This is a genomic window from Parasutterella sp., assembly GCF_057870745.1.
In genome coordinates this window covers 1-8,288 of the sequence record NZ_DBMALT010000070.1, presented here as the reverse complement: position 1 = coordinate 8,288, position 8,288 = coordinate 1, and the positions used below count along the sequence as shown (strand labels likewise).

The following is an 8,288-nucleotide window of genomic DNA, read 5'->3' as shown; positions in this document are numbered from 1 at the left end:
GGTGGAACCACTCCTTCCCATCCCGAACAGGACAGTGAAACGCCTCCACGCCGATGATAGTGAGTTGTATTTCTTGCGAAAGTAGGTAGTCTCCGGGCTCTTCATTAAAGACAAACCTCTTGGACCTAACCGTTCAAGAGGTTTTGTTTTATCTGCATTAGCTTTTCATTACGCCTTTTATAGTTGTTTTCAACGACAAATAATAAGTAAAAACCCTTAATGAAGGCGGATGAATTAAAAATTTCATTTCCAATAAATATATTTATAAACAATAGCTTGGAAATACCATCGGTTTTCGTGGATTTTATGCGTAAGTAATAACCCTAATAAACTTTATAAACTATCGACGCACCATTGAATTTAGCGTATCTTCTTATCCGCAAATTTACAAACTTATACAAAGGAGATACGAATGGCTCAAGCCCCTGAGTTCAAATATGCACCGATGTTCCAAGTCGGGGAAGATACCACAGAGTATTATCACCTCACTTCCGAACATGTCTCTCTCGGTAATTTTGAAGGCAAAGAGATTCTGAAAGTTACGCCTGAAGCGCTGACGATGCTTATCGAACGTGCTTTCACCGATGTTAACTTCATGCTTCGCCGTTCTCACAACGAGTGCGTTGCAAAGATCCTGAAAGATCCTGAATCCTCTGATAATGACAAATATGTTGCGTTAACAATGCTTCGCAACGCAGAAATCTCTGCCAAGGGCATTCTGCCGATCTGCCAGGATACAGGTACGGCTATTATTCACGGTGAAAAAGGCCAGAGAGTCTGGACAGACTTTGCTGACGAAGAAGCCATCAGCCGAGGCGTCTACAACACATATACAAAGAACGCGCTCCGTTATTCTCAGAACGCTCCTCTGACTCTCTATAAGGAAGTCAATACTCGCTGCAATCTGCCTGCTCAGATCGATATCGAAGCCACCGAAGGCGAAGAATATCGTTTCCTCTGCGTGGTTAAAGGCGGCGGCTCTGCCAATAAGTCCTATCTCTTCCAGAAGACCAAAGCTATCTTGAATCCGAAAGCCTTAATCCCCTTCCTTTATGAGCAGATCAAAGGCCTCGGAACAGCTGCTTGTCCTCCGTACCACATCGCTGTCGTTATCGGCGGAACATCTGCTGAAAAGACAATGCTGACGGTCAAGCTTGCTTCTACGAAGTATTACGACAATCTGCCGACAACCGGCGATGAAACCGGCCGTGCCTTCCGTGACGTTGAACTCGAAAACAAACTGCTCGAACTTGCCAACAACATCGGATTGGGCGCTCAGTTCGGCGGTAAGTATCTTGCTCACGACGTTCGCGTTATTCGTCTGCCGCGTCACGGCGCCAGCTGCCCGATCGGTATCGGCGTCAGCTGCTCTGCAGACAGAAACGTCAAGTGCAAGATCAATCGTGAAGGTCTTTGGATCGAAAAACTCGACGACAAACCTGCTGAATTAATTCCTGAAGAATTCAGAAATATGGAAGAAGGCGAAACCGTTAAGATCGACCTGAACCAGCCGATGGAAAAGATTCGTGCAGAGCTCTCTAAGCACCCGGTTTCTACACGCGTTTCTCTTACCGGCAAGATCATTGTTGCTCGTGACATTGCACACGCCAAGCTGCAGGAACGCCTTGACAAGGGTGAACCCCTCCCGCAGTACATCAAAGATCATCCCGTTCTCTATGCAGGCCCAGCCAAGACACCGGAAGGCTATGCTTGCGGCTCTATGGGTCCGACAACTGCCAACCGTATGGATCCGTATGCTGATCCGTTTATGGCTGCCGGCGGCTCTTTCGTTATGATTGCTAAAGGCAACCGTACGGATGTTGTTACGGAAGCCTGCAAGAAACACGGCGGTTTCTACCTCGGAACCATCGGCGGTGTTGCTGCTGACCTTTCCGCTGAATCTATCCGTAGCATCAAGTGCATTGAGTACCCTGAGCTCGGTATGGAAGCTGTCTATGAAATCGATGTCGTCGACTTCCCGGCATTTATCTTGGTTGATGACAAGGGCAATGACTTCTTCAAGCAGCTCAAACCTCGTTTCCCTGTGAATCTTGAAGCCTAAGAACTTCCAGTTCTAATTTTGGAAAACCCGGTGTTACGCATCGGGTTTTCTTTTCTCAGGCGAAAATCAAATTAAACTATTGTGCTGGAAGAAAACGGTCTTTTCCTCTAACCATCGAGAAGGGCCGACCTTAAAGATTAATAACTATATAGTGGATCGCTTCCTGCGATCCGGAGTCCCAGGATGAATTCGGTTTTCCTAGTTGTTGTTGCAGCGATGATACTCATCGTTGTTCTTCTTCGTTTCAAAGTTCTTATCGGACCGGCAATTCTAAGCGGCGGTATGCTGATCTGGATTTTTGAATCGAGATCCTTCGAAAAACTTTGGGTTGCCTTTACAGAAACTTTGACAATGCAGCGAACTTGGGATTTGCTGCTTTGTTTGTATTTTGTAATGTGTCTCGAAGTGGAACTTCGTAAGAGCGGATCCCTTCACGGGATGGTTGTAACGCTGCGGAATATCTTTTCCAGCAACAAGGTTACGCTCGCCTTCATGCCGGCATTTTTAGGGCTTCTTCCGTCCTTGGGAGGCGCTCGCTTCTCTGCGCCGATTGTGCAGGAAGCCAGTGAAGGTATTGCTGTAGATGATGAAGAAAAAAGCGCGATCAATCTTTGGTTCCGTCATATTTTTGAGTTTTCCAATCCCCTGATGCCCGGTGTTATTCTCGCCTGCGGTATTGCGAATGTGACAATCGGCGATTTGATTGACCAGGTCGGCTGGGTCACGATCCTTTGTTTTATTTTGGGCTGGATCTTCTTAATTATTCCGTTGAAGATTACAGACCCGGAAAAAGCGACCAATACTCAGCATGACAGAACCATCGATTGGAAGAGTCTGGTTCTGGCTTTCGGTCCGATTGTCACGAGCTTCCTCTTAATTGTTGCGTTTAATGTTCAGGCTGCCCTTGCAATGGGCCTTGTGGTTGTAGCGTTTATTCCGCTTTATTTCTGGTTCAAGCGTCCGATTTCAGTGAAGAGCGTTTTCACGGAAAGTTTGGATAAAAAATTATTTTTCAATGTCGTCTGCATCCTTTATTTCATTCAGCTGCTGACCGTTATCGGTACGCTTGATGAAATCGTCAACGTCTTTAATAATTCAGCTTTGCCTCAGGCTGTTATAGTGGCCTGCCTGTCGTTTATTTTTGGAGTTATGACCGGGATGGGGCAAGGTTATATTGCGATCGTCATGCCGATTGTGGCTTTGATGGCCCCGGGCAATATTGTTCTCGTAGGCATCGCCATGGTTTACGGAATGGCCGGACAGATGGTAACTCCGACTCATCTGTGTATCTTAGTTACGGTGGAATACTTTAAGAGCCGTCTTTGGAAAACCATCGGGAAGTGCGGTGTGCTTTCTTTACTGATGATCTTGATTTTCTCTGCTTGGACATATTGGCGTTATTACCTCTGACTTTCCTCAGCCCAAACGCGGCCTTTTCTAATTTCATGGCTACCGGTGAAAAAATCATACAATGAGGTTATAAACCTCAAAAAAAGAATTAATTTTTGCCGTTGCCATGAAGTTAGATAAGGATAATCTCGCCAAAATTCTTTCGCTTTGGCTGCATGTCGAAGCGTTAACGCCGTTCGACCTCGACAAGAATGATCTTATCGAACAGATGCCCGGGAGCCTAAACCAGCCCCGGTCCTCTCTTTTTACCTGGGATAACGAAGATACAACACAGCGGGACAGTCTGGAGATAGAGCTGAAGAAGCTTCCGAAAGAAGAAGACAGGACAGACTTTTTTCGGATGTTTACTGTCTGCATCGGCATTGTTAACCGCAACGAATTCATCGATCGGGCAGAGCATCTTCTTAGATCCAATCTATTGGATATTTCGCAGGATTTGTCTGACTTCAGCGCTGAGGAGCAAAGAACGGATGACCTTATCTGTTTGGGAGTCCTGCGTGCAAACCATTTCGGCAAAATCAGCATGGGGACGGTTGAGCCGTCCTACGCTTTGTGCGAGCTGGTTAACCTAACAAATAAACAAAAGGGCGTCGAGAGTTTTGAGTTCTTGACGGACGTTGCTCAGATTCTCCATACCTCGGCGGTCCGTCAGCTTTCGCTTGACTCTGAAACGACGGCTCAAAAAATCAGTGAAAAGGACAGGCAGTTCTATGGAATGCTCATCCACAATCTGAACAAGAAGGAATTAAAGCCGGATGAAACCCGAGGATATAAACTCATTAAAGATTTAAATCCTCCTCAAAACTTTCTCAATCCCAGAAAAATAGACGAGCTCTGCAAAAGCTGGCTTGAGAAGGCCGGTCTCGGGCCTTCTTACCGAATCTGGGTGATCGTTAATTACTACGAACGTCCAAAGCCTCTGTACTTCGACTTTATGAATTCTCCTTATATCGAAATTTTGGAGAAGATTAAAAAGCGTGTTCAGACCGAGCCGCCCATTAGGGTGCTGAGTCCGGTTTCGGAGCGATTCTTTTCCTTGGCTTACGACAATCCGGATCGAAACGACCTTTTAGCCAACTCTAAGAAGTTTCTGGAGATGGCGAATCCGGAAAGGATGATCTTCGGACGCTGGCCGAGCGATATCAAAAATTATCTTGTTCCCTGCCAACAGGTTGCTCTTTCAACCATGATTTGGGCGCCGCCTGTGGATCCGATTATTTCCGTAAACGGGCCTCCGGGAACCGGAAAAACGATGCTCCTAAAAGAACTGCTGACGGAGATCGTAATCAATCGTGCCGCAGTGCTGGCTAACATTGAGGATATAGGAACGGCGCCGTTATTTGAACTGAAGTCAGGCTGGAGGGGAGAGCAGGTTCCAGTTCTTTTAAAGGAGTATGTCGAGGATTATCCGATCATCGTCGCGTCGAATAACAATAATGCGGTAGAAAACATTACGAAGGAGCTTCCTTTCGATTATGGCTTTGAGGAGCCGTTTGATTACTTCTCGGATCTCGCCAACAAATTAAATAGAAGCAAAGATGCATGGGGACTGGTTTCAGCTCCTTTAGGGAAGTCAGATAATTGGACCCGTCTTTGGAAAGCGTTTTTCAGCAATCACAAAACGCCGAAAGGGACAATTCCTTATCTTCAGCATGCCTTGGAAGAAGAGATTCAAAGCGAAGGCGGCATTGCCGAAATTCGATCCAATTGGAAAAAGGAGACTCAGCGTTTTAGAGAACTTTACTGCGATGTTCATGAGCGCATTACGTCAAAAATGCCTGATTACAAGGCTGATGTAAAGAAGTTTGCACAAACCTCTGAGGAAAAGCCTGTCACTGCCCGCTCTTTCCGAGATTCGGTGCTTCGCTCATTCAGATCCAAGAAAGGAGAATCGGAGGACAATCCTTTTGATTTCTCCGGAAGCTCGAAAGAAAAGAATCACGCTAGGCGTCTTTATACAGATGAGGAACTCGACAGAGCCAGGACTCGTTTATTCATCTCAGCATTAAAGCTTCATCGTTTGGCGGTGTTGGCCAAGAAGAAGGATTTCATCGACGGTATTCGAGGTTCGATTACCGCGAATATGTACGACCTGGTTTCACCTCATCGGCTGTCGTTTCTCGGAACACTGTCTTTTCTGATACCGATTATTTCGACAACTTTTGCTTCTGCAGCTTTTAGATTTAATAATTTTCTTTCTTCTTCGCTGCCTTGGGTGATCGTTGATGAGGCATCTCAGGCGACTCCGCAGTCAGCTTTACTTCTGATGCAGAAAGCGAAGCGGTTTTTAGTGGTCGGAGATCCGCTCCAGCTCACACCTGTCGTGACGCTTCCTGATTCTCTTTCAGAGCTGCTTTGCGGAAAAGAGGAGCTTCTGAGGAAGTGGTCGCCGCATCTTCACAGTCTTCAGCAGCTTGCCGACGGAGCCAATCCTTTCGGTGCCTTCGTGGGTCCGGAAGAACACAAAATTTGGTCCGGACTGCCTTTGAGACTGCAGAGAAGAAGTTATCCCCCGATGTTCAATATCTGCAATCGGATCGCATATTCAGGACAGATGGTCCTATCGCCGGAGATGAAGGTAGATAAAACGCCGGAAAGATTTATCGAAAGCTATTGGGTGGATGTGGTTCCGGCAAGACCGAGCCTCTCCAATTGTGTCTCAGAAGAAGTCGGTGCAGCCGAGGAGGTTCTCAACCATATCGACGTGCAAATTGCCATGAAACATCTTCAGGGCGAAGTTTTTGAAAAGAAATCTGTCCTTATTTGCACGCCGTTCCGAACCGCAGCGGCAACCCTTCGAAAGAGAATTAAGAAGACGGGCAACTGGCTTGAAGTGGAGCGCATCGGGACCGTACATACGCTTCAGGGACGCCAAAGCGACATCGTCATTGTTGTATTGGGTTCAAAGACGAATAAAGACGGATTCGGCGCGAGAAACTGGGCAACTTCAACACCTAATTTATTAAACGTCGCCGTCAGCCGCGCTAAAGAAACCGTGATTTTTATCGGAAACTATGAAGATTGGAAAGAGCACAACTACGTTCCGACTATCATGGCCGAGCTGGAAGATTACGGCAAAGGACGTCTTAAACTTTCTGAAGTATTGAATGAACCGGAACGCAATAACTAAAAAAGGATTTTTATGAATAAAGGCGTGGTTTCCGTTTTAGTTGCCTATCTTATTTGGGGGCTATATCCGTTTTATTTTCATGCGATGCAGCATGTCGCCCCTACCGAAATTGTGATCCATCGTGTCTTATGGACCTTTGCGCTTCTGGCTGTTTACTTATTCTGCTCAAGGCGCTGGCGGTGGATCCAGAAAGCTGTTACTGACAGGAGAACCGTTGCCGTGTTTTTGATGTCTTCGGTGCTCATCACTGCCAACTGGTCAACTTATACCTATGCGATCGTTACGAACCAAACGCTGGAGGCTTCGCTCGGATATTTTATGAATCCCTTGGTTTCTGTACTGCTGGGAACAGTATTTCTGAAAGAGAAACTAAATAAGGCTCAGATGCTTGCGATTGTTTTTGCATGTGCAGGCGTAATGTGGGTGACCTTTAAGCAAGGCGAATTTCCGGCGCTTGGCCTTACGCTGGCGCTCAGTTTTGGATTTTACGGTCTGGTACGCAAGATGGCCCCCCTGGGCAGTCTTGAAGGTCTGACGCTGGAAACGGCCTTTGCATTTCCTGTGGCGCTTTTGGCAACTTTCTATTTTGCGGGGAATGGAGATTTAACTTTCGTCCATGGCACGAGCTGGGACAAGTTCTGGCTGATCATGGCCGGTCCGATTACAACAATCCCTCTGATCTTATTTGCCTACGGATTAAAACAGGTTCCTTACTCAACGGTCGGTTTTATTCAATACCTGAGTCCGACGATGGTGTTTTTTATCGGGCTGTTCTTTTTTGGGGAAGAACTGCAAGTTGACCGCTTAATTGGATTTATCCTTATATGGGCCGGCGTACTGATTTTTGTCGGCGAGAATTTTTTCCGCAGCCATTCCGGATATCGTACTGAATTCAACCAATTGTCAAAATGACCCTATCTGATTGTTTTGCACTTTTTGTGAAGTTTTTCTTCCTGCTGACGCCTCCGTTTGTGATGTCGGCATTCCTGTCGGTGACGAAAGACAACACGATCCAGGAAAGAAATACCTTAGCGATTTGGATCACGCTGTGGATTTTGATTATCAGTGGTGTACTCCTCTTTTTCGGCGGATTCATTTTTAAAATTTTCGGCATTACGCTGGACGCATTCCGAATCGGTACGGGTGCGCTCTTGTTTTTGACTGCCGTTTCTCTGGTAAGAGGCGACTCTATCCGAGTGCCGTCCGGAGACTCCGTCCAGTCTTTAGCAGTTGTGCCGATGGCCATTCCGATCACTTTGGGGCCGGCCTCTATCGGTGTGCTGATGGTTTACGGCGGTGAAATTAAAACGGGTTTGGGATTTTTCCTGGCTTATCTTTCCATCAGTGCGGCTGTCATCTGTGTCGGGGCGCTCCTGTTGGTTTCCAACTACATTCAGAAAGCCATCGGAAAGAACGGGTTAGTGGTGCTGAGCAAACTCACTGGTTTGATTCTGGCTGCATTGTCTGCCCAAATGATTTTTGAGGGCGCAGATGCATTCCTGCTGCAGACTTTAGAAAAGTTGAAGTAAAACTCTGCCGATTGGGCGGCGAGTTTGAAAATTCCTCGGCGCTTTTCCGGCATAGTCAAATCGAGTAGGGTTTCGCTGAGTTCCAGCGAACACCCTCTCACACCACCGCCCGTACCGATCTGGTAGGCCAAGTCACCTTGATTTTACGGCGGTTTCT

5 protein-coding genes and 1 rRNA gene are annotated in these 8,288 nt (G+C 46.7%); all 6 read left to right on the top strand.

From position 1 onward, the window contains the following. Positions 1-98 (top strand): 5S ribosomal RNA (gene rrf / locus ACZND6_RS12345); the annotation flags it as partial. A gap of 314 nt (positions 99-412) precedes the next feature. Continuing rightward, entirely contained in the window at positions 413-2,062 is a 1,650-nt protein-coding gene (locus tag ACZND6_RS12340; RefSeq protein WP_300876745.1) for a fumarate hydratase, read from the top strand. Between the two features lie 183 nt (positions 2,063-2,245). Next, on the top strand, positions 2,246-3,472 hold the full coding sequence (locus ACZND6_RS12335) for a DUF401 family protein (protein ID WP_300876742.1): 1,227 nt from the start codon (positions 2,246-2,248) through the stop codon (positions 3,470-3,472). A gap of 106 nt (positions 3,473-3,578) precedes the next feature. Then, a complete protein-coding gene (locus ACZND6_RS12330) occupies positions 3,579-6,602 on the top strand; it encodes an AAA domain-containing protein (RefSeq protein WP_489524742.1) in 3,024 nt (1,007 codons plus the stop codon). 12 nt (positions 6,603-6,614) lie between these two features. Beyond that, positions 6,615-7,514: an EamA family transporter RarD gene (rarD, locus tag ACZND6_RS12325; protein ID WP_008811740.1), complete on the top strand. Its 900-nt coding sequence runs from the start codon at positions 6,615-6,617 to the stop codon at positions 7,512-7,514. Beyond that, on the top strand, positions 7,511-8,131 hold the full coding sequence (locus ACZND6_RS12320) for a MarC family protein (protein WP_008811741.1): 621 nt from the start codon (positions 7,511-7,513) through the stop codon (positions 8,129-8,131). Before rarD ends, ACZND6_RS12320 begins: the two co-directional genes overlap by 4 nt. Positions 8,132-8,288: the final 157 nt, after the last annotated feature.

Bases quoted from the DNA above. Each gene is read 5' to 3' on its own strand.
- ACZND6_RS12340 (WP_300876745.1), top strand. From the start codon at position 413: ATGGCTCAAGCCCCTGAGTTCAAATATGCACCGATGTTCCAAGTCGGG.
- ACZND6_RS12330 (WP_489524742.1), top strand. From the start codon at position 3,579: ATGAAGTTAGATAAGGATAATCTCGCCAAAATTCTTTCGCTTTGGCTG.
- ACZND6_RS12320 (WP_008811741.1), top strand. From the start codon at position 7,511: ATGACCCTATCTGATTGTTTTGCACTTTTTGTGAAGTTTTTCTTCCTG.
- ACZND6_RS12335 (WP_300876742.1), top strand. From the start codon at position 2,246: ATGAATTCGGTTTTCCTAGTTGTTGTTGCAGCGATGATACTCATCGTT.
- rarD (WP_008811740.1), top strand. From the start codon at position 6,615: ATGAATAAAGGCGTGGTTTCCGTTTTAGTTGCCTATCTTATTTGGGGG.